Source organism: Streptomyces sp. bgisy100 (assembly GCF_057709105.1).
The window spans coordinates 63,898-89,040 of sequence record NZ_JBYITE010000031.1; the positions used below are offsets into that span (position 1 = coordinate 63,898).

The 25,143-nt window shown below is 70.1% G+C and carries 15 protein-coding genes; 9 read left to right on the forward strand and 6 right to left on the reverse strand.

What is annotated here, in order from left to right; all coding sequences use genetic code 11:
- Positions 1 to 97: 97 nt before the first annotated feature.
- Together AC3EQ1_RS20755 and AC3EQ1_RS20760 are read right to left on the reverse strand one after the other, a co-directional pair.
- Entirely contained in the window at positions 98 to 1,867 is a 1,770-nt protein-coding gene (locus AC3EQ1_RS20755) for an AAA family ATPase (RefSeq protein ID WP_432095836.1), read from the reverse strand.
- 421 nt (positions 1,868 to 2,288) lie between these two features.
- Entirely contained in the window at positions 2,289 to 6,155 is a 3,867-nt protein-coding gene (locus tag AC3EQ1_RS20760; RefSeq protein ID WP_432095837.1) for a GH92 family glycosyl hydrolase, read from the reverse strand.
- 473 nt (positions 6,156 to 6,628) lie between these two features.
- Between AC3EQ1_RS20760 and ngcE the strand changes: the two genes are divergently transcribed.
- From ngcE to AC3EQ1_RS20805, 9 genes are all read left to right on the forward strand, one after another.
- Positions 6,629 to 8,056, forward strand: a complete 1,428-nt coding sequence (gene ngcE / locus AC3EQ1_RS20765; RefSeq protein WP_432095838.1) for an N-acetylglucosamine/diacetylchitobiose ABC transporter substrate-binding protein — start codon at positions 6,629 to 6,631, stop codon at positions 8,054 to 8,056.
- A gap of 62 nt (positions 8,057 to 8,118) precedes the next feature.
- Positions 8,119 to 9,042, forward strand: coding sequence for a carbohydrate ABC transporter permease (locus AC3EQ1_RS20770; protein ID WP_432095839.1), 924 nt, complete (start codon positions 8,119 to 8,121; stop codon positions 9,040 to 9,042).
- A gap of 355 nt (positions 9,043 to 9,397) precedes the next feature.
- Entirely contained in the window at positions 9,398 to 10,267 is an 870-nt protein-coding gene (locus tag AC3EQ1_RS20775) for a carbohydrate ABC transporter permease (RefSeq protein ID WP_432095850.1), read from the forward strand.
- 421 nt (positions 10,268 to 10,688) lie between these two features.
- Entirely contained in the window at positions 10,689 to 11,888 is a 1,200-nt protein-coding gene (locus AC3EQ1_RS20780) for an ROK family transcriptional regulator (RefSeq protein ID WP_388847206.1), read from the forward strand.
- A 120-nt stretch (positions 11,889 to 12,008) separates the two neighbouring features.
- Positions 12,009 to 13,094: a substrate-binding domain-containing protein gene (locus AC3EQ1_RS20785; protein WP_432095840.1), complete on the forward strand. Its 1,086-nt coding sequence runs from the start codon at positions 12,009 to 12,011 to the stop codon at positions 13,092 to 13,094.
- Positions 13,095 to 13,353: 259 nt separating this feature from the next.
- Positions 13,354 to 14,142, forward strand: a complete 789-nt coding sequence (locus tag AC3EQ1_RS20790; RefSeq protein ID WP_351514106.1) for an ATP-binding cassette domain-containing protein — start codon at positions 13,354 to 13,356, stop codon at positions 14,140 to 14,142.
- Positions 14,139 to 15,452 carry a sugar ABC transporter permease gene (locus AC3EQ1_RS20795; RefSeq protein ID WP_432095841.1) on the forward strand — a complete coding sequence of 438 codons (1,314 nt, stop codon included), beginning with the start codon at positions 14,139 to 14,141 and terminating at the stop codon, positions 15,450 to 15,452. Before AC3EQ1_RS20790 ends, AC3EQ1_RS20795 begins: the two co-directional genes overlap by 4 nt.
- Before the next feature lie 246 nt (positions 15,453 to 15,698).
- Complete coding sequence (gene dxs / locus AC3EQ1_RS20800) at positions 15,699 to 17,615, forward strand: 1-deoxy-D-xylulose-5-phosphate synthase (protein ID WP_432095842.1); 1,917 nt, start codon at positions 15,699 to 15,701, stop codon at positions 17,613 to 17,615.
- Positions 17,616 to 17,808: 193 nt separating this feature from the next.
- Entirely contained in the window at positions 17,809 to 19,320 is a 1,512-nt protein-coding gene (locus AC3EQ1_RS20805) for an amino acid permease (protein ID WP_432095851.1), read from the forward strand.
- A gap of 146 nt (positions 19,321 to 19,466) precedes the next feature.
- Here the strand turns inward: AC3EQ1_RS20805 and AC3EQ1_RS20810 are convergent, their stop codons facing one another.
- The 4 genes from AC3EQ1_RS20810 to AC3EQ1_RS20825 form a co-directional block, all read right to left on the reverse strand.
- Positions 19,467 to 19,889 carry a PIN domain-containing protein gene (locus tag AC3EQ1_RS20810; RefSeq protein ID WP_432095843.1) on the reverse strand — a complete coding sequence of 141 codons (423 nt, stop codon included), beginning with the start codon at positions 19,887 to 19,889 and terminating at the stop codon, positions 19,467 to 19,469.
- A gap of 208 nt (positions 19,890 to 20,097) precedes the next feature.
- Entirely contained in the window at positions 20,098 to 22,224 is a 2,127-nt protein-coding gene (locus tag AC3EQ1_RS20815) for a 3-hydroxyacyl-CoA dehydrogenase NAD-binding domain-containing protein (RefSeq protein WP_432095844.1), read from the reverse strand.
- The gene (locus AC3EQ1_RS20820; protein ID WP_351514096.1) at positions 22,221 to 23,441 is read right to left on the reverse strand and encodes a thiolase family protein; all 1,221 of its coding nucleotides are present in this window, start codon (positions 23,439 to 23,441) and stop codon (positions 22,221 to 22,223) included. The genes AC3EQ1_RS20815 and AC3EQ1_RS20820 overlap by 4 nt, the downstream gene beginning before the upstream one ends.
- A gap of 416 nt (positions 23,442 to 23,857) precedes the next feature.
- On the reverse strand, positions 23,858 to 25,143 hold a 1,286-nt coding region (locus tag AC3EQ1_RS20825), incomplete at its 5' end, for an HRDC domain-containing protein (protein WP_432095845.1).

Below are 25,143 nucleotides of genomic sequence, written 5' to 3' on the forward strand. Positions count from 1 at the left end.
TCCCCCGAGGGCGTTGCTCGGGATGGAAAGGCCCCCGGGGGACGCCCTGATCACTGACACATGTCGGCGGCCTGGCCCCCCGACGGTGGTTCGCAGTTCAGGGCTCGATCGCGCTGTCGTAAAGTTCCTGGTATGCCTCAGAGATGTCCGCGAGGCGTACCGTGGTGATCTCCGCGCGGGTGGGAGTGTCGGATCCTCCGTAGAGCTCGTACAGACGAAGATCTCTCAGCGCGGCAGCTTTCCGACACAGTTCACGCGCGAAGCGGCCATTGCCCAGCTGGTCGACAAGATCGTCGTCCACGGCGCGCCTGCAGTGCGCTTCGAGCGTGGTGGAAGCGTCCTCATCGAGGGCATCGCCCTGGGCTTCGAAGAAGCTATGGGTGATTTCCACGAGTTCGTCGGCAGAGTACGAGGGGAAGCTCACGCGCGTGGTAAACCTTGAAGCCAGGCCTGGATTGGTCGCGAGCAGCGTGTTGATCTCATGCGGGTAGCCGGCCAGGATGACGACGAGTCGGTCTCGGTCGTCCTCTGCGCGCTTGAGCAGGACCTGGAGTGCTTCGTCACCGAAAGCGTCGCCGCCGGAGTAGCCGCTGTTCGACAGTGCGTAAGCCTCGTCGATGAACAGGACGCCGTCGAGTGCGGAGTCGATCGCTTTGCTCGTCTTGATGGCTGTCTCGCCGAGATGCTGACCGACGAGATCGACACGTTGCGCCTCTACTACGTGCCCCTGTTCAAGCAGTCCCAGCCCGGCGAACACCTGGCCGAGCACTCGCGCCACGGTGGTCTTGCCGGTGCCGGGCGGACCGGCAAAGACAAAGTGCTGTGGGGCCGAAGTCGAAGGGAGTCCCTGCTCTCTTCGTACAGCGGTCATGCGCAACTGCGCGACAAGCGTGCGAAGCTGGCGTTTCACCGGCTCCAGTCCCACCATGCCGTCCAGCAGCGCCATTGCGTCGCTCAGCCACGACTCCCGGGTTCGGGTGTCAGGGGCGAGCGATGTGTTATCGGCCGTCACCGCAGTAGAGGGTGTCTGCCGGGTGGGGACAGCGGTGGCCCGGACCGTGACGGCCTGCGCGCGGGTGGCGACATCGGCCAGGGTGGGGAAGCAGCGGAAGGCGAATTGGTAGTGCCGCAGGGCGTCTTCATGCTGCCCCAGCCCCTCGTATGCAAGGCCCCGTTCGTAAGCGACCTCTCCCTCGAAGCGGCTTTCCTTGTCCATCGCCCTCGGGAGTGCTGCGAGGGTGTTGAGCGCCTCGTGGAATACATTCTGCTCGATGAGGGCTCTGGCCACGTACAGCTGGGATTCCTCGCGAAGGAGCGCGTCAGTGATGTTCCGCGAGAACTGCAGGACGAGGGGCCAGTCCTGCTTCAGGAATGCGTATCTCGTACACGCGAACCGCGTCTCGTCACAGTCGAGGTAAGCCTCCGAGAGCGACTTCCATGCTTCGTCCGGCCGCCGTTCGTGAAGGAGTTTCGACATGACGGCGAGCCAGAGATCGCGTGCGGTCTCAAGGCGGAATGTGACGTAGACGCCGAGGTCGAATCGGGACTTCAGCGGCATACCGCATCTGGTGCGCAGAGCGCCGAAGGAGCCACGGTTCTGTGACATCGCGTCGATGGCTTCCGACTGACGGTGCCCCGTGGCGTGCAGTCCCAGCCAGGCATCGGCAGCCGACGGATCGTGCTGAGTGGCTTGTTCGAAGCGCTGCGCTGCCCAGTCCAGCCGGCCCTGCCGCAGAAATCCGACAGCCTCCTTCCAGGCACGCTCGCACTTTCTGGTGGAGTACCGCGGCGTAGACGCTCCCGGCATTGTTTCCCCTCTCTGCAGAGCAGCGGGATCCGGCTTCCTGTCGGAGAGGGAGTATTTCACCTCAGTGGATCATCATCGGCGCCGGACCCGGTGCGCAGGCAGGTCTGTGTCAACTTCCAGCCAACTTCGCGGATCACCAGTCCAGTACTCAACCGGGCACACCGCGGAGGTCGCGGTCCGATCCCGGCTCCGTCCGGCTTCGCGGTCCGGCAAGAGGTCGGCTGGGAACAGGAACGACCACTGCGTGATCATGGGGGAGGGGGCGGACTTTTGAAGGCCGCGCGGTGGCCCCGGGGCCGATGGTTGGCCTCTGTCCGCTGGCCGAAGATGTCTGCAGGCCATGCGTCCCGACGGGGCGGGGGCACCGCGCATTAGCAGGGCCCCCGCTCGGCCGCCTCGCGGAGTCGATGGGTTCGGTCCCTGCTCCCGGACCCGCCGGATCCGGGAGCAGCCATGACGTCGAACGGCACAGGCCGCCAGGTCAGCCCGTGCGCGGCTGTGCCAGCAACTCCACCTCCGCCAGCCTCCCCCGGCCCCCCACCGCCTCCAGCCGGTAGTGCCGGTACGTGCCCGGGTGCGCCACCGCGAACACCCGGGTCTGCCGGTCCCAGGTGAACGACTGGTCCGACCGCCGGTCCAGGACGGTCCACTGCTCACCGTCGTCCGACCCCTTCAGGACCCACCCCGCCGGTGCCTCGGCCCTCTTCGACGAGGTGAGGGTGTAGTACGCCACCCGGGCCGCCGACCGCGGCTCCACCGTGACCGAGGAGAAGGCGCCGTCCGTACTCGACGTGTCGTCGAACAGCGCGGAGCCCTCGTTCACCGTCACATCGTCCATCGGCCGCGGCGGCTCGTCGCCAAGGGTGAGCGAGGACGGTCCGGCGTCCTTCCCCGTGCCCCAGGTGGACGGTTTCGGACCCATGGTGAACTCCAGCGTGCCGCCGCGCGCGATCTCCGCGTGCGGGAGCGCCGTCGAGGTCCAGGTCTTCCCGTTGACCTTCAGGCCCTGGACGTAGACGTTCCGGGCGCTGTTCCGCGGGGCGGAGACCACCAGGTCACGGCCGCCCGCCAGGTGCACGGTCGCCTTGGTGAACAGCGGTGAGCCCACCGCGTACTCCGGGCTGCCCATCACCAGCGGATAGAAGCCCAGCGCGCTGAACAGGTACCAGGCGGACATCTCGCCGTTGTCCTCGTCGCCGGGGTACCCCTGGCCGATCTCGCTGCCGAGATAGAGCCGGGACAGCACCTCGCGCACCTGCTTCTGTGTCTTCCAGGGCTGTCCCGCCGCGTCGTACATGTACGGGATGTGGTGCGACACCTGGTTGCTGTGCCCGTACATGCCCATGCGCACGTCCCGGGCCTCGGTCATCTCGTGGATGACGCCGCCGTACGAGCCCGCGTACTTCGGCTCGGCCGTCTCCGGGGTGGCGAAGAAGGTGTCGAGCTTCTCGGCGAAGGCGCGCTTCCCGCCGTACAGCGCGGCCAGGCCGCGGGTGTCCTGCGGGGCGGTGAAGGCGAAGTTCCAGCCGTTGGTCTCGGTGTAGTCGTGCCCCCAGACCCGCGGGTCGTAGGACGAGGGCGGCAGCCGCCAGTCGCCGGCCGGGTCCTTGCCCTGGAAGAAGTCGACCGCCGGGTCGAAGTGCTTGACGTAGTTCAGGGCGCGGTTGCGGAAGTACTCCGACTCCTCGCGGTACCGCGCCTTCCCGGTCTTCGCGTAAAGGGCCTTGCCCATCCGGGAGATGCCGAAGTCGTTGAGGTAGCCCTCCAGGGCCCAGGACATGCCCTCGCGGGTCGCGGTGCTGGTGTAGCCCTGGAACACGGAGGTCTCCATGCCCTTCCGGCCGACACCGGGGATGGGCGGGGCGACGGTGGCGTTCTTCAGCGCGGCCTCGTACGCGGTCCCGGCGTCGAGGTCCACGCCCTTGAGGTAGGCGTCGGCGAACGCCACGTCCGAGCTGGTGCCGGTCATCAGATCGGCGTAGCCGGGGGAGGACCACCGGGAGATCCAGCCGCCGTCCCGGTACTGCTGGACGAAGCCGTCGGCCATCCGCCCGGCCCGCTCCGGGGTGAGGAGGGAGTACGCGGGCCAGGTGGTCCGGTAGGTGTCCCAGAAGCCGTTGTTGACGTAGACCTCACCGTCCACGATCTTCGCGCCGGTCCGGGTCGGGGTGTTCGCGCCCACCGGTGCGGAGAACGGACTGGCGTACCGGTGCACCGGGTTCAGCGGCGTCCCGGTGTTCTCGAAGCCGGAGTTCGGATAGAGGTACAGCCGGTAGAGGCTGGAGTAGAGGGTGGTGAGCTGGTCCCGGGTGGCGCCCTCCACCTCGACCCGGCCGAGCAGCGCGTCCCACTGGTCCCGCGCCTGTTCCCGCACCGAGGCCAGGGTGGCCGTCTCCGGGATCTCGTGGGCGAGGTTGGCCCGCGCCTGGTCGACACCGATCAGCGAGGTGGCGATGCGCAGCGTCACGGTGCGGTCCGCGCCGGGCCGGAAGCGGAAGAACCCGCCGACGTCCTTGCCCCCGCCGCCGCTGAGCCGGCCGCCGGCGCTGACCGGCGCGTCGAACACGCCGTACACGAAAAGCCGCGTGGCGCCGGTGGACAGCCCGCTGCGGACGTCGGAGAAGCCGGTCACCACACCGCGCGCGGGGTCGAGCGTGAGCCCGCCCTTGTTGTTCACGTTGTCGAATATCACGCTGGCGTCGTCCCGGGGGAAGGTGAACCGCATCAGCGCCGCGTGGTCGCTCGGCGCGATCTCGGTGCGCAGCCCGTTGTCGAAGGTGACGCCGTAGTAGTGCGGGCGGGCGGTCTCGTTCTCGTGGTGGAAGGGGAGGGCGCGGGCCGTGCGCCCGGCGTCCGGGGTGCCCGCCGCGGCGGACGGCATCACCTGGAACGTCTGCCGGTCGCCCATCCAGGGGCTGGGCTCGTGACTGGCGGCGAAGGCCTGGACGGTGGGCAGGTTGTCGTCGTTGTTGGCCCGTGCGTACTCGTAGAGCCAGCTGGACGAACCGGCGTTGGTGACCGGCGTCCAGAAGTTGAAGCCGTTCGGGACGGCGGTGGCCGGAAAGGTGTTGCCCCGGGAGAAGGTGCCGCTGGAGTTGGTGCCGCGGGTGGTCACCGCGTGGTCCGCCACATGGGCCGGGGGCGGTGCGGGCGGCTCGGGGGCGATCGCGATGTCGTCCACCCAGCCGCGGAACTTCGCGGGTCCCTTCGGGGCGTCGTAGGCGACGAGGATCCGGTCGATCGTCCTGCCCGCGGCGACCCGGCCGATGGCGGACTCCTTGTGGTTCCACTGGTTGACGTACAGGGTCTTCGAGGCGGCCTGGCCCTGCGGGGTCAGCGGGGCGCCGTGCTGGTCGACGGCGCCGAGCTCGCTCAGATAGCTGCCGTCGGTGAACGCCAGGTCCACCGCGACCCGGGTGGCCGGATAGGTCAGGTCGCCCTCGGTGAGCGAGGGGTGGATCCGGTAGGAGAGCCGGGTCGTCGGGGTGACGGCCGTGTCGACGTCGAAGACCTTGTTGTACGAGTAGGCGCGGCCCGCGGGCTGGTGGACCCCCGCGTAGCGCAGCGCCCGCACACCGGTGAACCCGGCGTTGGCCTTCCCGGTGGGGGAGCCGGCCGGGCCCCGGTCGGGATAGCTGCGCATGTCGGAGGCGGACGGTGTGGTGTCGTCGCCGTTGGAGAACTGCACCTCGGCGAGCTGGGTGAGCTGCTCACCGGCGTTCCGGGTGAGGTCCAGCCGGTAGTGCCGGTAGGCGTGGGTGTTCCGGGCCGGGAAGGTGCGGGTCTGCTGGCGCTCCTCGAAGACCTCGGACTCGCGGGTGTCCAGCGGCGTCCAGTTCTCGCCGTCGTCGGAGCCCAGGAACGTCCAGTCCCGCGGGTCGCGCCCGGCCGCGTCATTGGCGGAGGTGAGGGCGTAGCGCACCACGGCCACCGGCTCCGCGAGGTCGAACTCCAGCCAGGCGGAGTCGTCGAACACCAGCCATTTGCTGCCGGTCTCGCCGTCGACGAGGTTCTCCTTGATCTCCCCGGCGGCGGTGTTCTCGGCGCTGGCCCGCACCTCCGTCACCCGGTCCGTCACATCGCCCGGCAGGCCCGGGGAGTAGCCGCCGTCGACCCCGGACGCCTTCTTCCGGCCGTCCGGACCGGTCTCCACGGTGTTGCTCCAGGTGGGCTGGGGATCGCCGGTCTCGAAGGAGGTGGTGAACTCCTCGCCGACCCCCACGGGTTGGCGGGGGAGCGCCGCCGGAGTCGCTTGCGCTGCCGCTCCCGGTAGCGCCGAGGCCAGTACGACGACGGCCGCCACCAGGGCGGCCGTACGTCCGTGACCTCGCCATCGCCTGCGCTGCATGTCCAGCCCCTCCAACGGTTCAGACAACGTTGTCACACCGGTTGCGCAGAAATCAGTAATGGTGGATGGGGCGGACGGTGTCAAGGCGGCGGGTGGTACCACTCTGACGGGTCGTCGGCTGATTGCCGGGTGGGGCACGCCGTGCATTCCGCTTTTGTCCGGGCGCCGGAGACCCGTATGCGGCCGAGGTCTCAACTCGGGAAATCTGTTGTCCAAACTTGTATTCGATCTTGCCCAGTTGGCCGCGAATGGACTATACCTGTCGGCGTCCGAGGGCCGTACGAGGCGGTCGAGGGCCGTACGAGGCATTCACGGACCCGGAGGAACGGGTGCGGCGGGGCGCGACGAGCGCCGGTCGCCGCGGCACTCCAGTCATCCCGGCGCACACCCTGCACGACCCGAGCTTCAACGACCGCGGTGCCGGGCAGGCTCCCGTACACCGCCTGAGTCCTGGAGAAGGCGAGGACTTGAGCATGGGATCCACCTCTGAGTACGGGCGTCGTGACGTGATCAGGAGGGCGGCGGCACTCGGCCTGATCGCGGTGCCGTCGATGAGCGCGCTCAGCGCGTGTGCGACCAGCGACAGCGACGGCGACAAGCCGGTCGACAAGGGCGAGAAGTCGGAGAAAAATCCGCTCGGCGTCAACGCCGGCGCACCCCTGGACGTCGTCATCTTCGACGGCGGCTTCGGCGAGCAGTACGCCAAGGACGCGGAGGCGGAGTACCGGAAGGCGTATCCGAAGGCCAAGGTCGCGCACGCCTCCACCCAGAAGATCCAGTCCACGCTCCAGCCCCGGTTCAACGGCGGAACCCCGCCGGACCTCATCGACAACTCCGGTGCCGAACAGATGGACTTCGGCACGCTGGTGTCGAAGAACCAGCTCACCGACCTGACCGAGCTGCTCGACGCTCCGTCCGTGGACGACCCGTCCAAGAAGGTCCGCGACACCCTGCGGCCGGGCGTCGTGGAGATGGGCCGGTTCGACGGCAAGCCGGTCTGGATCCTCTACTACGCCTACACGGTCTACGGCGTCTGGTACTCGCGCTCCACCCTGGAGAAGAACGACTGGGAGTACCCCGAGACCTGGGACGACATGCTCAAGGTCTGTGCCGCGGCCAAGAAGAAGGGCATCGCCGGCTGGACCTACCCCGGCAAGTACCCCTACTACCTGCCGTTCAGCCTCTACCCGTTCATCGCCAAGATCGGCGGCGCCGACGTCCTGAAGGCGATCGACAACCTGGAGCCGAACGCCTGGAAGCACCCGGCGGTCAAGTCGGCCTTCGAGGCGTACTACGAACTCCACCAGAAGGGCTACATCCTCAAGGGGACGCCCGGTCTGACGCACATCGAGGCGCAGACGGCGTGGACCGGCGGCAAGGCCCTGTTCATACCGAACGGTTCCTGGGTGGAGAACGAGGCGAAGAAGACCACGCCCAAGGGGTTCGGGATGACCGTCGGCGCGCCGTCGGGCCTGGACTCCTCGGACCGGATGCCGTTCGGCACCCTGTGGGCGTCCGGCGGCGAGCCGTTCGTCGTGCCCCGGTCGGCGAAGAACCCGCAGGGCGGCATGGAGCTGCTGCGCATCATGCTCGGCGAGAAGTCGTCGAAGAACTTCACCCGGCAGGTCTCCTCGCTCACCTCCCTCAACGGCGGAACCGAGGGACTCACCCTCCCGCCGGGGCTGAAGTCCGCCACCGAGGCGCTGGACAAGGCCGGGGAGAACATCGTCAACCCGCGGATCCAGGACTGGTACGTGGCCCTGGAGAAGGAGAAGATCGGCGTCGCCGCGCTCGGCGAGATGATGGCCGGCCGGATGACCCCGGTGGAGTGCGTCGCGAAGTGCCAGAAGTTCGCCGACGAGACCGCCAAGGACGACGCCGTCAAGAAATACCGGCACTGACGGTGCGGACCGGCGCGTCACCAGCGGCGGCGCCCTCAGGGGAGGATCGGGGTCGGTAGGGAATGCAGCACGGCAAGTACCGCTTCGTCGCGGGGTTTCTGGCCCTGCCTCTGGCGATCTACGCAGTCTTTGTGATCTCGCCCTTCGTCCAGGCCATCTACTACTCGTTCACGGACTGGACCGGGCTGAGCCCCGACTTCTCGATGGTCGGCCTCCGCAACTACGAGCGGATGCTGCACGACGACATCTTCTGGACGGCGCTGGGCAACAACCTGCTGCTGCTCCTCGTGCTGCCGCTGGTGACGCTCGGGCTGGGGCTCTTCCTCGCCTTCATGCTGAACGTCGGCGGCCGGCGCCGGAAGAACGCGGCGATCGGCGGAGTGCGCGGCTCCGGCCTCTACAAGATCGTCTACTTCTTTCCGCAGGTCCTCTCGATCGCCATCGTCGCGCTGCTGTTCCAGTTCGCGTACAACCCCAACAGCGGTGCGCTGAACTCGTTCCTGCAGGCCGTCGGGCTGGACTCGGTGCAGCCCGACTGGCTGGGCGATCCCGATCTGGCGCTGTGGTGCGTCATGGCGGTGATGGTCTGGAGCAATGTCGGCTTCTACGTGGTGCTCTTCTCCGCCGGGATGAGTTCGATCCCGAAGGACTTCTACGAGGCGGCGCTGCTCGACGGGGCCAACCGCTTCCACACCTTCTGGCGGATCACGTTGCCGCTGCTGTGGGACACCGTGCAGACCGGCTGGATCTACATGGGGATTCTCTCGCTCGACGCGTTCTCCTTCGCCGTCGTGCAGATCATGACGGTGGGGCCGGGCGGACCGGCCTACTCCACCGAGGTCCTGTCCTTCTTCCTCTACACCAAGGCGTTCCGGGACGGACAGGCCGGCTACGCGACCTCGCTCGGCGTGGCCCTGCTGATCGTGACCCTGCTGTTCGCCTTCGTCGTCATGAAGTTCGGCCGGCGCGAGCGGCTGGAGTACTGATGGCGGGGACGACGACGGAGACGACGGCGGGAGCGGCCGTACCGAGGGCCGGGACGGCAGCACCGATGGCCCGGCCCTCGGCAGCACCGAGGGCCGGGACGGCCGAACCGATGGCTGAGAGGGCAGTACTGACGACCGGTGAGGCAGCACCACTGACGACCGGTAAGGCAGCACCGATGGCGGTGACGGCAGTACCGATCGATAGGACGCCGCACCGGACCGACCGCCCGAACGCCGACCTGGGGGTAGCACCGTGACCGCGCAAGCAGAGCCCTCGGACCTCCCGGGCGTGACGAAGGCGGACGGGCGGCCCGTCCCCGGTGCCCCCGCGCCGGCCCTGCCGCGGCAGCGGGGGGTGTTCGGGAGCGGCGGCGGCCGCCCGGACCGCGGGTCGGACGGTGAAGGCCGCGTCCTCAACGTCTTCTCGCACGGTGTGCTGGTGGTCTGGGGGCTGCTGGTCACCATGCCGCTGATCTGGGCGGTGATGAGCTCGGTCAAGGACGACCGGGAGATCTTCACCTCGCCCTGGGCGCTGCCGTCCGCCCTGCATCTGGACAACTGGACGCGCGCCTGGACCAAGGCGCACATGGGGGACTACTTCTTCAACACCGCGGTGGTCGTGGGCGGTGGACTGATCGGCACCATGCTGCTCGGCTCGATGGCCGCCTATGTGCTGGCCCGCTTCGAGTTCCCGGGCAGCCGGTTCCTGTACTACCTGTTCGTCGGCGGGATGAGCTTCCCCGTCATCCTCGCGCTGGTGCCGCTGTTCTTCGTCATGAAGAACATGGGGCTGCTGAACACCTACCACGGGCTGATCCTGGCCTACATCGCCTACTCGCTGCCGTTCACCGTCTTCTTCCTGACCGCCTTTTTCCGCACCCTGCCCACCTCGGTGGCGGAGGCGGCGCTGATCGACGGGGCCTCGCACACCCGGACGTTCTTCCAGGTCATGCTGCCGATGGCGAAGCCCGGCCTGATCAGCGTCGGGATCTTCAACTTCCTGGGGCAGTGGAACCAGTACCTGCTGCCGACGGTGCTCAACACCGGGCCGGACCGGAAGCTGCTGACCCAGGGCCTGGTGCAGCTCGCCGTCAGCCAGGGGTACAAGGGGGACTGGTCGGGACTCTTCGCCGGTCTGGTCATGGCCATGCTGCCGGTGCTCGCCGTGTACATCGTCTTCCAGCGGCAGGTACAGGCCGGCCTCACCGCGGGGGCGCTCAAGTAGCAGGAGCGGCGGCGGGGCGCGACGAAGCAGCGACGGAGCCGAGCAGGCGGCCGGGGCCGCGCGGAGCAGGGGCCCGACGGGCGGGCCCGCGCGCGGCAGGCGCACAGCCGGGCCCGGCCGACGGAACGGGAACGGGGGCAGGCCGGGGCGGCGCGCTCATGATCCGCACACCGCCCGGATGCCCTCGGGCGGGGGTCTGTTTCCGGCCATTCGGCCGGGAGCGGGCTCCCACCTGTTCCCTTTCCTGCTCGGGGCGCGCAGGTCCGGACAGGTTGCCTACGATGGCGCTCATCCGATGCCTGGCCCGCTCAAGGCCTTGACGGGAAACAACGTCTGGGGCTCTGCTTAGAGTTCATATGTTGTATACGACGGGGTCTCATCGGCGCGGCTCCGTCCTGCCCCAGGTGGGAGTGATCAGAGCGTGGAGACTCCGGGATCGCAGTCGTCGCTGCACCGGGCCAATCTGGAGCGCGTCGTCCGCGCGGTGCGGCTGGCCGGCTCGCTCACCCAGGCGGAGATCGCCCGGAGCACCGGGCTGTCCGCCGCCACGGTCTCCAACATCGTCCGGGAGCTGAAGGACGGCGGAACGGTCCAGGTCACCCCCACGTCGGCGGGGGGCCGGCGGGCCCGCAGCGTCTCGCTGAGCGGGGACGCCGGCGTCGTCGTCGGCGTGGACTTCGGCCACACCCACCTGCGGGTCGCGATCGGCAACCTGGCGCATGAGGTGCTCGCCGAGGAGTCCGAGCCGCTGGATGTCGACGCCTCGGCCGCCCAGGGCTTCGACCGGGCGGAACTGCTGGTCAACCGGCTGATCGCGGGCACGGACATCCGTCCGGAGAAGGTCATCGGGGTCGGCCTCGGCGTGCCCGGCCCGATCGATGTGGAGACCGGGACCCTGGGCTCCACCGCGATCCTCCCGGGCTGGGTGGGCATCAACCCGCGCGAGGAGCTCTCGGAGCGCCTCGGGGTGCCGGTGCACGTCGACAACGACGCCAACCTGGGCGCCCTCGGCGAGCTGGTCTGGGGCGGCGGGCGCGGGGTGAAGGACCTGGCGTACATCAAGGTGGCCAGCGGCGTCGGCGCCGGTCTGGTGATCAACGGGCAGATCTACCGCGGGCCCGGCGGCACGGCCGGGGAGATCGGGCACATCACGCTCGACGAGTCCGGGCCGGTGTGCCGCTGCGGCAACCGCGGCTGCCTGGAGACCTTCACCGCGGCCCGCTACATCCTGGGGCTGCTGCACTCCAGCCACGGCCCCGACCTGACCGTGGAGCGCATGGTGCAGCTCGCCCGGGAGGGCGACCCCGGCTGCCGCCGGGTGATCGGCGACGTGGGCCGGCACATCGGCAGCGGCGTGGCGAACCTCTGCAACCTGCTCAACCCCAGCCGGGTGGTGCTCGGCGGCGATCTCGCCGAGGCCGGTGAGCTGGTCCTGGCGCCCATCCGGGAGTCGGTCGCGCGGTACGCGATCCCCAGCGCGGCGCGTCGGCTGTCGGTCGTTCCGGGGGCCCTCGGCGGCCGTGCCGAGGTGCTCGGCGCGCTGGCGCTCGTCCTCAACGAGATGGGTGATTCCACCCTTTTGGACGGTTCGGTCCCCGCTGCGGCGCCTGCCTTCACTTAGATAACGAATGGCACCGTTGCCATCTCGTTAAGAATTTACTTCTTGACGACCGACGGGCGGCCGAGTTGACTTCCAGCCACCTCGGCCGCCCACGTCGCGGCCTCGTCAGGGAGGTTCCACATGAACGCATCGATGCGTCGCGTCGTGATCGGTACGGCCGCTGTCTCCATGGCGCTGTCCATGGCCGCGTGCGGCAAGGCGGGAAGTGCAGGCGGGGACGGCGACAGCAAGACCATCGGTCTGCTGCTGCCGGAGAACAAGACGACTCGGTACGAGACCTTCGACCGGCCGCTCATCAAGGCGAAGATCAAGTCCCTCTGCAAGGACTGCGACGTCGCCTACAACAACGCCAACCAGGACACCGAGACCCAGAAGAAGCAGTTCGACGCCCTGATCACCAAGGGCGTGAAGGTCATCATCCTGGACCCGGTCGACGCCACCGCCACCCGATCCTGGGTGGACGCCGCCGCCAAGAAGGGCGTGAAGGTCGTGGCCTACGACCGGCTCGCCGAGGGCGACATTTCGGCATACGTGTCCTACGACAACGAGAAGATCGGCCAGCTCCAGGGCGAGGGCGTGCTCAACGCGCTCGGTGACGACGCCAAGGACAGCCGGGTCGTGATGATCAACGGCTCGCCGACCGACCCCAACGCCGCCCTCTTCAAGGCCGGCGCCCACAAGGTGCTCGACGGCAAGGTCAAGAAGGTCGTCTACGAGCAGGACATCCCCGACTGGTCCCCGGACGAGGCCAATCGCAAGATGGCCGCCGCCATCACCTCCCTCGGCAAGGACGGCTTCGACGCGGTCTACTCCGCCAACGACGGCATGGCCGGCGGCATCACCACCGCCCTGAAGTCCTCCGGCGTCAAGGACGTCCCGGTGGGCGGCCAGGACTCCGAGCTCGCCGGCCTCCAGCGGATCCTCAGCGGCTCGCAGACCTTCACCATCTACAAGGGCATCAAGCCCGAGGCCGAGACCACCGCCGAGATCGCGGTCCGGCTCCTCAAGGGCGAGAAGATCGACTCCGTGGCCCCGGAGACGGCCGCCAGCAAGAGCAAGAAGGGCATCCCCACCAAGCTCTACGACGCCACGATCGTGACCAAGGACAACATCAAGGACACGGTCCTCAAGGACAAGGTCTACACGGCCGGCCAGATCTGCACGGCCGACTTCGCCAAGGCCTGCAAGGCCGCCGGCATCAAGTAGCGGCCCGGCCGCCCGCGCCCGCCTCCCGCGCCGCGCGGCCGGCAGCCTCCCGCCGGCGGGTCCGCCACGGACCCGCCGCCCGTTGGGCCGACAGGCGTACGGCCCCCGGCCGTACGCCGGAAGCCCGTCCCGGCACCCGCCCCGCCTCCACGCCACCGGCGGGGCGGCTGCCGGACAATCCCCGCGGTCCCCCTTCCTCCCCCGTCCACCGCGCACCGTTCCCCTGCGCGGCACCCCCGCCCTCCCGGCGGCGAAGGAGATGATTCACGTGTCCGCTACGCCCGTGCTGGCGTTGCGCGGGGTCTCCAAGCGGTTCGGCGCCGTGCAGGCGCTCACCGACGTCCATCTGGAGATCCACCCCGGTGAGGTGGTCGCCCTCGTCGGCGACAACGGCGCCGGAAAGTCCACCCTCGTCAAGACGATCGCGGGCGTGCACCCGATCGACGAGGGCGTCATCGAGTGGGAAGCCCGGCCGGTCCGCATCGACCGCCCGCACGACGCCCAGGAGCTGGGCGTCGCCACCGTGTACCAGGACCTGGCGCTCTGCGACAACCTCGACGTCGTCGCCAACCTCTTCCTCGGCCGCGAGCTGCGCCGCGCCGGCGTCATCGACGAGGTGGCGATGGAGAAGCGGGCCAAGGAGCTGCTGGACACGCTCTCCATCCGCATCCCCAGCGTGCGCATCCCGATCGCGTCCCTCTCCGGCGGTCAGCGCCAGGTCGTCGCCATCGCCCGTGCGCTGATCGGCGAGCCCAAGGTCGTCATCCTCGACGAGCCCACCGCGGCCCTCGGCGTCGAACAGACCGCGCAGGTCCTCGACCTGGTCGAACGGCTCCGCGAGCGCGGCCTCGGCGTCATCCTCATCAGCCACAACATGGCCGATGTGAAGGCGGTGGCCGACCGCGTCGCGGTGCTGCGCCTCGGCCGCAACAACGGTGTCTTCCCGGTCAAGGACACCTCCCACGAAGAGATCATCGCGGCGATCACGGGTGCCACGGACAACGCCGTGACCCGCCGTCAGGCGCGCACCGCGGAGGCGGCGACATGAGCGACACCGTCAAGGACCCGCTGCACGACGACGGCAGCACCCCGGAGGACGGCGGCGCCGTCACCGTCGTCGACGACAGCGCGGCGCCCATCCCCGCCGTCGACCCCCGGCTGCTGGTCCGGGAAGAGGGCCTCAAGGGCTATCTGACCGAGTTCAAGCGGAAGGTGCGCGGCGGCGAGCTCGGCTCGATCCCCGTCGTCCTCGGCCTGATCGCCATCGGGATCATCTTCCAGTCCCTCGACGCGAGCTTCCTCGCCGCCGACAGCCTCAGCAACATCAGCATCTACATCGCCGGCCAGGGCATCATGGCCGTCGGCATCGTCTTCGTCCTGCTGCTGGGCGAGATCGACCTGTCGGTGGGCTCGGTCGCCGGTGTCGGTGCCGCCATCTGGGCGGTGCTCAGCGTCTCCCACGGCATGAACGACGGACTCGCCGTCCTCGCCGCGATCGCCGCGGGCGCCCTGATCGGCGCCTTCCACGGCTTCTTCTTCGCCAGGATCGGCGTTCCGGCGTTCGTGGTGACGCTGGCCGGCTTCCTCGGCTGGAGCGGTCTGCAGATCTGGCTGATGGGCAGCGAGGGCAGCATCAACACGCCCAGCGGCAGCATCGTGGAGAACCTCACCAACTACTTCTTCGAGGACATCGCCGCCGCCTACGGGCTGGCCCTGGTGGCCGTGCTCGCCTACCTCGCCTCCATGCTGCTGGACACCCGGCGGCGGCGGGCCGCGCAGCTGCCCGCCCGCCCGACCGGCGAGATCGTGCTGCGGACGACCGTCCTGGCGGTGGTCGTGTTCGCCGCCGCCTACGAGCTCAACCAGTCGCGCGGCCTGCCGCTCGCCCTGGTGATCTTCCTGGCGGTCCTGGTCCTCACCGACTTCGCGGTCCGCCGCACCACCTACGGCCGGCAGATCTTCGCGGTCGGCGGCAGCACCGAGGCCGCCCGCCGCGCCGGTATCAACGTGGAGTGGATCCGGATCTCGGTCTTCACCATCGCCGGCACGCTCGCGGTCGTCGGCGGACTGTTCATCGCCAGCCAGTCCGGCGGCGCCACCAAGAGCCTGGGCGCCGGCAACGTGCTGATGAACGTGATCGCCGCGGCCGTCATCGGCGGCACCAGCCTCTTCGGCGGACGCGGCAAGATCTGGTCCGCGCTGCTGGGCATGCTGGTCATCCAGTCGATCCAGCAGGGTCTGAACCTGCTCGGCATGGCCAGCGAGATCCAGTACATGATCACCGGCGCGGTGCTGCTCGCCGCCGTCGTGATCGACTCGGTCTCCCGGCGGACGCAGAAGTCGGCCGGCCGCACCTGACCGACCGCTTCCCACCTGACCGACCGATTCCCGTCTGACCGGCCGGCTCCCCGCCCGACCGCACGGTCCGCCCGCCCCCGCACGTGCCCGGCGCCCCCTCGGCGCCGGGCACGTGCGCTTTATCACGTCTGAGCCATTCGCGTGACGTAGATCGCCACGGCCCCTCCCACACCGCTACGGGCGGAAGATTAGACTCGTCGGACCGGCAAGGATCGACAGGCGAAACTCGACAGCAAGGAGGCACGGGTGGCGCTGCTGACCCGCATTACGGGACCGCGCGATCTGGACCGGCTCGGTCCGGAGCAGCTGGACCAGCTGGCGGGAGAGATCCGGACCTTCCTCGTCGACGCCGTCTCCAAGACCGGTGGACACCTGGGGCCCAACCTCGGTGTCGTCGAGCTGACCATCGCCCTGCACCGGGTGTTCGACTCCCCGCGGGACAAGGTGCTCTTCGACACCGGGCACCAGTCCTACGTGCACAAGCTGCTCACCGGCCGCCAGGACTTCTCCAAGCTCAAGAGCAAGGGCGGGCTGTCCGGCTACCCGTCGCGTGCCGAGTCCGAGCACGACGTCATCGAGAACAGCCACGCCTCCACCGTCCTCGGCTGGGCGGAGGGCATCGCCAAGGCCAACCAGCTGCGCAAGAAGGACGACCACGTCGTCGCGGTCATCGGCGACGGCGCCCTGACCGGCGGCATGGCCTGGGAGGCGCTCAACAACATCGCCGCCGCCAAGGACCGCCCGCTCGTCATCGTCGTCAACGACAACGAGCGCTCCTACGCGCCCACCATCGGCGGCCTCGCCAACCACCTCGCCACGCTGCGCACCACCGACGGCTACGAGCGCTTCCTCGCCCGCGGCAAGGAGGTGCTCAACCGCACCCCGGTCGTCGGCAAGCCCCTCTACGAGACGCTGCACGGCGCCAAGAAGGGCCTGAAGGACTTCATCGCCCCGCAGGGCATGTTCGAGGACCTGGGACTGAAGTACGTCGGCCCGATCGACGGCCACGACCTGGAGGCCCTGGAGTCCGCCCTGCAGCGCGCCAAGCGCTTCGGCGGCCCGGTCATCGTGCACTGCCTCACCGAGAAGGGCCGCGGCTACCAGCCCGCCCTCCAGGACGAGGCCGACCGCTTCCACGCCGTCGGCAAGATCCACCCCGACACCGGTCTGCCGATCGCCGCCTCCGGCGCCGACTGGACCTCGGTCTTCGGCGAGGAGATGGTCAAGCTCGGCCACGAGCGCGAGGACATCGTCGCCATCACCGCGGCCATGCTCCAGCCGGTGGGCCTGGACAAGTTCGCCAAGGCGTTCCCGGACCGCGTCTACGACGTCGGCATCGCCGAGCAGCACGGGGCCGTCTCGGCCGCGGGCCTGGCCACCGGCGGCGTGCACCCGGTCTTCGCCGTCTACGCCACCTTCCTCAACCGCGCCTTCGACCAGGTCCTCATGGACGTCGCCCTGCACCAGTGCGGAGTGACGTTCGTGCTGGACCGCGCCGGAGTCACCGGCACGGACGGCGCGTCGCACAACGGCATGTGGGACATGTCGATCCTCCAGGTCGTCCCCGGCCTGCGGATCGCCGCCCCGCGCGACGCCGACCAGGTCCGCGCCCAGCTGCGCGAGGCCGTCGAGGTCGACGACGCCCCCACCGTGGTGCGCTACTCCAAGGGCGCGGTCGGCCCGGCGGTCCGGGCCGTCGGCCGGGTCGGCGGCATGGACGTGCTGCACAAGCCGGAGGACGCCTCCTCCGCCGACGTCCTCCTGGTCTCGGTCGGCGCCCTCGCCCCGATGTGCCTGGAGATCGCCGGTCTCCTCGACAAGCAGGGCATCTCCACGACCGTGGTCGACCCCCGCTGGGTCAAGCCGGTCGACGAGCAGCTGCCCGCCCTCGCCGAGCAGCACCGGGTCGTCGTCACCGTGGAGGACAACTGCCGCGCCGGAGGCGTCGGTTCCGCCGTCTCCCAGGCCCTGCGTGACGCGGGCGTCGACGTACCGCTGCGCGACTTCGGCATCCCGGCCCGCTTCCTCGACCACGCCTCCCGCAAGGAGGTCATGGCGGAGATCGGCCTGACCGCGCCGGACATCGCCCGCCAGGTCACCGGTCTCGTCGCCAAGCTCGACGGCCGCTACGAGGACGAGCCGGCCGAGGCCACGCGCGACTGATCTGCAGCGGACGAACACCGGCACCGGGCCGGTCGGAGCACCTGACGGGTACTCCGACCGGCCCATTGCATGCGTCGCCCGCCGACTCCCTCGGGTGAATCCCTTTCTCCCTCCGGGTGTGGCCCCGGCCCTGCCGCCCGGGTGCGAGAACGTATCGCGGACGGCCAAGCGTGGAGGTGTGCCGGTGAGCAGCATGCAGGAACCCAGGAGCCGCGACGCGGATGGCGGCTACTTCCGGACCAAGACGGTCGAGCAGTCCATCCAGGACACCGAGGAGCCAGAGCACCAGCTACGCAAGTCCCTGTCCGCCTTCGACCTCATGGTCTTCGGCGTCGGTGTCATCATCGGCACCGGCATCTTCGTCCTCACCGGAGCGGTGGCGAAGGAGAACGCCGGACCCGCCACCGCCCTCGCCTTCGTGGCCGCGGGCATCGTGTGCGCCCTGGCGGCCCTCTGCTACGCCGAGTTCGCCTCGACGGTGCCGGTGGCCGGGTCCGCGTACACCTTCAGCTACGCCTCCATCGGCGAACTCCCGGCCTGGATCATCGGCTGGGACCTGGTGCTGGAGTTCGCCCTGGGCACCGCGGTGGTCGCCGTCGGCTGGTCCGGCTATGTGCGGTCGCTGATGGACAACGCGGGGTGGCACCTGCCCGACTACCTGTCCGGTCCCGACGTGGTGAAGGAGGGCGTCGGCTTCGACCTGCTGGCGTTCCTGCTGGTGCTGCTGCTGACGGTGATCCTGGTCGTCGGGGTGAAGCTGTCCGCCCGGCTCACCGCCCTCGTGGTGGGCATCAAGGTGACGGTGGTGCTGATCGTCATCATCGCCGGATCGTTCTTCATCAACGGCGACAACTACGACCCGTTCATCCCGCCGGCCTCGGGCCAGGTAGCGGGCTCCGGTCTCGACGCGCCCCTGGTCCAGCTGATGTTCGGCTACGAGCCGACGACCTTCGGCTGGCAGGGCATCTTCACCGCGGCCTCGGTGGTCTTCTTCGCCTTCATCGGCTTCGACGTCGTCGCCACCACGGCCGAGGAGACCCGGAACCCGCAGCGGGACATGCCGCGCGGCATCCTCGGCTCGCTCCTCATCTGCACCGTGCTCTACGTCGCGGTGTCGATCGTGGTCACCGGCATGCAGAAGTACACGGAGCTGTCGGTGGAGGCGCCACTCGCGGACGCCTTCAAGGCGACCGGCCATCCCTGGTACGCGGGCGCCATCAGCTTCGGGGCGGCCGTCGGACTCACCACGGTCTGCATGATTCTGCTGCTGGGTCAGACCCGGGTGTTCTTCGCGATGAGCCGGGACGGGCTGCTGCCGCGGTTCTTCTCCAAGACCCACCCGCACTTCGGCACCCCGTACCGGCCGACGATCCTGCTCGGCTGCATCATCGCCGTCATCGCGGGCTTCACCAGCATCTCCGAGCTGGCGACCCTGGTGAACATCGGCACCCTGTTCGCCTTCGTCGTGGTGGCCATCGGCGTGATCGTCCTGCGCCGGAGCCGCCCCGATCTGCCCCGCGCCTTCCGCACCCCGTGGGTTCCGGTCCTGCCGATCGTGTCGGTCTGCGCCTCGCTCTGGCTGATGATCAACCTGCCGGCCGAGACCTGGGTGCGGTTCGGCGGCTGGATGATCGTCGGCATCATCGTGTACTTCCTCTACGGGCAGAAGCACAGCCGGATGAACCCGACGTCGACGCGGCGCTGACGGCACCGCTCACCGCACACACCGCACGCGTGGGACCCCGGGCAGCCGCCCGGGGTCCCGGCGCATGCCCTGCACTCCTCCGAGCCCTCCGACGCCCTCACGGGCCTCCTGGCTTCCTCAGGAGGTGCCGCCGGCCTCCCCGGCGCTCAGTCCTTCTCCCGGGCCTCCGGGCGCACGGCACTCGGACCGGCGTACGCGGCCCCGTGCTCGGCCACCCGCCGGCGCAGCTCCCGGTCGGAGGTGATGACGAGCGTCCGCCGCCCCGAGGCCTCCCGGGCCACCTCCACGATCCGGTCGTCGCCGCTCCCGGACGCCGGCTCCACCCGGATCCCCGGCACGGACTCCACGTTCCGTGCCGCGCCCTCGACCACGAGCACCAGGTCCACCGGAGTGTTCACCGCCCACTCGGGCACGTTCCGCACCGGTGGCAGCCCCTCGGCCGCCACCCGGACCAGCCGGTCCCGCAGGCGTTCGGCCGCACCGTGCCGGTCCCGCCACCAGCCGTCCGGGACGGATCCCACCGTGTTGGCCGCGTCCACGATCACCAGGGGCCGTTCTGCCGTCTCCACGGAGCCAGCCTGTCACGGCCGTCCGCTGCCGTGCCCGCCCTTCGGCGTTCCCGGTGCGGCACAGCACGAACGCGGCACAGCACGAACGCGGCACACCACGAAGCCGGCAGAGAGCATGAAGGCGGCACAGCACGAAGCGCCGGGCCCGGCCCCGCGAAAGGGGGCGCGGACCCGGCGCTTCAGCCGGACCGTGGGGTTCCCGCGGTCGTTACGCCGGGACGCTCGCGACGCCGGGCTCGAGGAACCGCTTGCCGTTCACCCGCTCCGAGACACCCTCGCGGTCCAGGTACGGCGTGATGCCGCCCAGGTGGAAGGGCCAGCCGGCACCGGTGATCAGGCACAGGTCGATGTCCTGGGCCTCGGCCACGACGCCCTCGTCCAGCATCAGACCGATCTCCTGAGCGACGGCGTCCAGCACGCGGGCGCGCACCTGCTCCTCGGTCAGGACGGTGTCGCCCTGCACCAGGAGGGCGGCGACCTCGGGGTCCAGCTCCGGCTTGCCGGAGTCGTAGACGTAGAAGCCGCGCTTGCCGGCCTTGACCACCGCGGCCAGGTTCTCGGAGACGGTGAACCGCTCCGGGAACGCGCCGTTCAGCGTCTCCGACACGTGCAGACCGATGGCCGGGCCGACCAGCTCCAGCAGCACCAGCGGGGACATCGGCAGGCCGAGCGGCTCGATGGCCTTCTCCGCGGTCGCCACCGGGGTGCCCTCGTCGATGACGTTCTGGATCTCGCCCATGAAGCGGGTGAGGATCCGGTTGACCACGAAGGCCGGGGCGTCCTTGCACAGGACCGCGGTCTTCTTCAGCTTCTTCGCGACACCGAAGGCGGTGGCCAGCGACGCGTCGTCGGTCTTCGCACCGCGGACGATCTCCAGCAGCGGCAGGACCGCGACCGGGTTGAAGAAGTGGAAGCCGACGACCCGCTCCGGGTGCTGGAGCTTCGACGCCATCTCGGTGACCGACAGCGAGGAGGTGTTGGTGGCGAGGATCGCGTGGGCCGGAACGACCGCCTCGACCTCCGCGAACACCTTCTGCTTGACGCCCATCTCCTCGAAGACGGCCTCGATGACGAAGTCCGCGTCGCCGAAGGCGGCGGCCTTGTCGAGCGAGCCGGTGACCAGGGCCTTGAGGCGGTTGGCCTTGTCCTGGTTGACCCGGCCCTTGAGCAGCAGCTTGTCGATCTCGGCGTGGACGTAGCCCACGCCCTTGTCGACGCGCTCCTGGTCGATGTCGGTCAGCACGACCGGCACCTCGAGGCGGCGCAGGAAGAGCAGCGCCAGCTGGGAGGCCATCAGACCGGCGCCCACGACGCCGACCTTGCTGACCGGGCGGGCCAGGTTCTTGTCCGGCGCGCCGGCCGGGCGCTTGCCGCGCTTCTGCACCAGGTTGAAGGCGTAGATGCCGCTGCGCAGCTCGCCGCCCATGATCAGGTCCGCGAGAGCCTGGTCCTCGGCGTCGAAGCCCTGCTGGAGGTCGCCGTTCCGGGCGGCCTCGATGATGTCCAGCGCGCGGTAGGCGGCCGGGGCGGCGCCGTGCACCTTGCCGTCGGCGACGGCGCGGCCACGGGCGACGGCCTGGTCCCAGGCCGCACCGCGGTCGATCTCGGGGCGGTCGACGGCGAGTTCGCCGCGCAGCACCGAGGCCGTCCAGATCAGCGACTGCTCCAGGAAGTCGGCGCCCTCGAAGATCGCGTCGGCGATCCCGAGCTCGTGCACCTGCGCACCCTTGAGCTGCTTGTTCTGGTTGAGCGAGTTCTCGATGACGACCTTGACGGCGCGGTCGGCGCCGATCAGGTTCGGCAGGATCGTGCAGCCGCCCCAGCCGGGCACCAGACCGAGGAAGACCTCGGGCAGCGAGAACGCCGGCAGCGCCGCGGACACCGTGCGGTAGCTGCAGTGCAGACCGACCTCGACGCCACCGCCCATGGCGGCACCGTTGTAGTACGCGAAGGTCGGCACCGCGAGCGACGACAGCCGCTTGAAGACGTCGTGGCCGCCCTTGCCGATGGCCAGCGCGTCCTCGTGCCGCTTCAGCAGCTCGACGCCCTTGAGGTCGGCGCCGACGGCGAAGATGAACGGCTTGCCGGTGATGCCGACGCCGACGATCTCACCGTTCGCGGCCTCCGCCTCGACCTGGTCGATCGCGACATTGAGGTTGCCCAGCGACTGCGGGCCGAAGGTGGTCGGCTTGGTGTGGTCCAGGCCGTTGTCCAGGGTGATGAGCGCGAAGCGGCCCGCACCCTGGGGGAGGTCGAGGTGGCGTACGTGCGCCTGGGTCACGACCTCGTCGGGGAACAGCTCGGCGGCTCCCTTGAGAAGTTCTGCGGTGCTCACTTGCCTGCCCCCTCGAAGTGCGGGTTCTCCCAGATCACGGTGCCGCCCATGCCGAAGCCGACGCACATGGACGTCAGGCCGTAGCGGACGTGCGGCTGCTCCTCGAACTGCCGGGCCAGCTGCGTCATCAGCCGGACACCGGAGGAGGCGAGCGGGTGGCCGAAGGCGATCGCGCCGCCGTACTGGTTGACGCGCGGGTCGTCGTCGGCGATGCCGTAGTGGTCGAGCAGGGCCAGCACCTGGACGGCGAAGGCCTCGTTGATCTCGAACAGGCCGATGTCGTCGATCGAGAGGCCGGCCTTGGCGAGGGCCTTCTCGGTCGAGGGGACCGGGCCGATGCCCATGACCTCGGGCTCCACGCCGGCGAAGGCGTAGGACACCAGGCGCATCTTGACCGGCAGGCCGAGCTCCCGGGCCACGTCCTCGGCGGCGAGCAGCGAGGAGGTGGCGCCGTCGTTCAGGCCCGCGGCGTTGCCCGCGGTGACGCGGCCGTGCGGACGGAACGGCGTCTTCAGGCCGGCCAGGCTCTCCAGGGTGGTCCCCGGGCGCATCGGCTCGTCGGCGGTGGCCAGGCCCCAGCCGGTCTCGCCCGCCTCGGCGTTGGTGCGGCGGACGGACACCGGCACCAGGTCGGCCTGGATCTTGCCGTCGGCGTACGCCTTGGCGGCCTTCTCCTGGCTGCGCACCGCGTACTCGTCGGCGCGCTGCTTGGTGAGGTGCGGGAACCGGTCGTGCAGGTTCTCGGCGGTCATGCCCATGAACATCGCCGACTGGTCGACGAGCTTCTCGGACACGAAGCGCGGGTTGGGGTCCACACCTTCACCCATCGGGTGGCGGCCCATGTGCTCGACGCCGCCGGCCACGACGACGTCGTAGGCGCCGAAGGCGATGGAGCCCGCGGTGGCGGTGACGGCGGTCATCGCACCGGCACACATGCGGTCGATGGAGTAGCCGGGCACGGACTGCGGCAGACCGGCGAGGATGCCCGCGGTCCGGCCGAGGGTCAGGCCCTGGTCACCGATCTGGGTGGTGGCGGCGAGCGCCACCTCGTCGATGCGCTCGGCGGGCAGGTCCGGGTTCCGGCGCAGCAGTTCGCGGATGCACTTGACGACGAGGTCGTCGGCCCGGGTCTCGTGATAGATGCCCTTCGGGCCCGCCTTGCCGAACGGGGTGCGGACGCCGTCGACGAAGACGACGTCCCTAGCGGTACGAGGCACTTGGCTCTCCTCCTGATGCGGAACGGGCACGGTGCTGCCTGCGGCGGCTCTCACCGCCATGCTACTTGCGGGTAACCAGCCTGCCCAGTCCTGCCGCCCGGAGCGGTACAGATCACAGTCGACGCGCCGTCGGAGCCGCTCGTCCGGACCCCTCGGAGCGGCGGAAACGGAACCTCGCGCCCCGGCCCGGGAGCACCCCGGGAGGCCGGACGGCCGGATCGGCGAAAGGCCGGCGGGGGTCCGGACGGCCGCAGTGGCGAAGGGCGGCGGGACCGAATGGCCGGAGTGGCGAAGGACAGCGGGACCGGAGAGCAGGGCGGGCCCGGACGGCCGGTGGGCCCGGACGGCCGGAGGAGGCGACGCCGTCTCTGCGTCGCCCCCTCCGGGACACCCTTGCGCCGCGCCGGGCGCGCCCGTCAGACCGCGGTGATCGACAGCGCTCCCGCCAGCAGCGGAGCCGTCTGGTCGATCTGCCACGGGCGGGCGCCGTGCGCGGTGAGGAAGGCCGAGACCGCCTCCACCGTCGGCTCCGCCGGGGGCTCCCAGCACAGCCGGCGCACGGTGTCCGGGGTGATCAGGTTCTCCTGCGGCAGGTTGAGGCTCTCCGCGAGCGCCGACACCGCGGCCCGCGCGGCCGAGAGCCGGGAGGCCGCCGCCGGGTCCTTGTCGGCCCAGGCGCGGGGCGGCGGCGGTCCGGCGACCGGCTGCCCCGGCTGGGGGAGCTCCGCGTCGGGCAGCGCCCGGGCCCGCTCCACCGCCGCATGCCACTGGTCGAGCTGCTTGCGCCCCATCCGGTTGCCGAAGCCGGGCAGCGCGGCGAGGGCCGAGGCGTCGGCGGGCAGCGCGAGGGCGGCCTCCACGATCGCCGCGTCGCCCAGCACCTTGCCGGGGGAGACGTCCCGCCGCTGGGCGATCCGGTCCCGGGCGGTCCACAGCTCCCGGACCACGGCCATCTGCCGGCGGCGGCGCACCCGGTGCATGCCCGACGTGCGGCGCCAGGGGTCCTTGCGGGGCGGGGCCGGGGGCGCGGCGGCGATGGCCGCGAACTCCTGACGGGCCCACTCCAGCTTGCCCTGCTGCTCCAGCTCCTCCTCGAGGGCGTTCCGCAGGTCCACCAGCAGCTCCACGTCGAGCGCGGCGTAGCGCAGCCAGGGGTCGGGCAGCGGGCGGGTGGACCAGTCGACGGCGGAGTGGCCCTTCTCCAGCGCGTAACCGAGCACGTTCTCGACCATCGCGCCCAGACCGACGCGGGCGAATCCGGCGAGCCGGCCGGCCAGCTCGGTGTCGAACAGCCGGCTCGGGGTCATGCCTATTTCGCGCAGGCACGGCAGGTCCTGGGTGGCGGCGTGCAGCACCCACTCGGCGTCGCCGATCGCCTCGCCCAGCACCGACAGCTCCGGACAGCCGACCGGGTCGACCAGGGCGCTGCCCGCGCCGTCCCGGCGGAGCTGGATGAGATACGCGCGCTGCCCGTAGCGGTAGCCGGAGGCGCGCTCCGCGTCGACGGCCACGGGGCCGGAGCCGGCCGCGAAGGCCGCGACCACCTCGGCCAGCGCCTCGGGGGTCGCGGTGACCGGGGGAATGCCCTCTCGGGGCTCCAGCAAGGGGACCGGCGCGGGGAGGTCCGGACGGGATGTGGCAGCTGCTGGTGTCGCAGCGCCGCCGGGGATGCGCAGTGTGCGGTCTGCTGCGGTCTCTTGGG

What these genes read in the sequence shown, in the direction of transcription:
- AC3EQ1_RS20760 (WP_432095837.1), bottom strand. Translation starts at nt 6,155, where the DNA reads ATGCAGCGCAGGCGATGGCGAGGTCACGGACGTACGGCCGCCCTGGTG.
- ngcE (WP_432095838.1), top strand. Translation starts at nt 6,629, where the DNA reads ATGGGATCCACCTCTGAGTACGGGCGTCGTGACGTGATCAGGAGGGCG.
- AC3EQ1_RS20770 (WP_432095839.1), top strand. Translation starts at nt 8,119, where the DNA reads ATGCAGCACGGCAAGTACCGCTTCGTCGCGGGGTTTCTGGCCCTGCCT.
- AC3EQ1_RS20785 (WP_432095840.1), top strand. Translation starts at nt 12,009, where the DNA reads ATGAACGCATCGATGCGTCGCGTCGTGATCGGTACGGCCGCTGTCTCC.
- AC3EQ1_RS20790 (WP_351514106.1), top strand. Translation starts at nt 13,354, where the DNA reads ATGATTCACGTGTCCGCTACGCCCGTGCTGGCGTTGCGCGGGGTCTCC.
- AC3EQ1_RS20795 (WP_432095841.1), top strand. Translation starts at nt 14,139, where the DNA reads ATGAGCGACACCGTCAAGGACCCGCTGCACGACGACGGCAGCACCCCG.
- AC3EQ1_RS20805 (WP_432095851.1), top strand. Translation starts at nt 17,809, where the DNA reads ATGCAGGAACCCAGGAGCCGCGACGCGGATGGCGGCTACTTCCGGACC.